This window comes from Rubrobacter sp. M3-4, assembly GCF_059772285.1.
The window spans coordinates 1-976 of record NZ_JCBAJP010000026.1 but is presented as its reverse complement, the minus strand read 5'-3'; the positions used below and the strand labels follow the sequence as shown (position 1 = coordinate 976).

Sequence of the window (976 nt, the reverse complement as noted above, 5' to 3'; positions counted from 1 at the left end):
AAGGAGATAAAAGACCAGGAAGGGAGGGTGGCGCTGCAGCCAGACGGCGCAGCGGAGCTCACCCACCACGGCCACAGCGTCCTGATCGAGAAAGGAGCAGGAGAAGCCTCAGGCTTTGCCGACGAAGAGTACCTGCAGGCCGGAGCAAAGATAGAAGAAGACAAGAAGAGACTCTTCTCTTCTTCCGATCTCATCCTCAAGGTCAAAGAGCCCCTGCCCGAAGAATACCCCCTCTTCAAAGAAGGCCAGCAGCTTTTCACCTACCTTCACCTGGCAGCGGACAGGAAGCTGACTAGCTTTCTCCTTGAGAAGAAGATCTCCTCCATAGCCTACGAGACCGTAGAGCAAAAAGACGGCACGCTGCCTTTGCTCGCACCGATGAGCGAGGTGGCGGGCAGGATGAGCGTACAGGCAGCAGCGCACTGCCTGGAGAGCCCGCAGGGAGGAGCGGGGCTTCTTTTGGGAGGAGTACCGGGGACCCCGGCGGCGAAAGTCACGATCATAGGAGGAGGAGTAGTAGGCACAGAAGCAGCCAAGATAGCATTAGGGATGAGAGCCATAGTGAGGGTTATGGACATAAACCCAAAGAGGCTCTCCTACCTCTCGGACATCTTTGGAGGAAGAGCGGACCTTGTGATCCCGAACAGAGCCCGCCTTGCCAGCTACGTAAGAGAATCCGATGTAGTCATAGGAGCGGTACTGGTACACGGAGCGAAAGCCCCAAAGCTCATAGACAGGAAGACCATAAGCCAGATGAGGAGAGGCTCTGTGGTGGTAGACGTAGCCATAGACCAGGGAGGGTGCTTTGAGAGCAGCCGCCCCACGACCCACACCCACCCCACCTACGAAGAAGAAGGCGTAATCCACTACTGCGTCTCGAACATTCCGGGAGCTGTAGCGAGGACCTCCACGCTGGCACTCACGAGCGCCACGCTGCCCTATGTGGTTGAGATAGCGCAGAGTGGGAGCATAGAGA

Annotated in this window: 1 protein-coding gene; it reads left to right on the top strand. The window is 57.2% G+C overall.

Annotated elements, in window-relative coordinates; genetic code table 11:
* Positions 1 to 976, top strand: a 976-nt coding sequence (ald, locus tag AC6EKW_RS15015; RefSeq protein ID WP_498514825.1) for an alanine dehydrogenase, incomplete at both ends; no start/stop codon positions are given.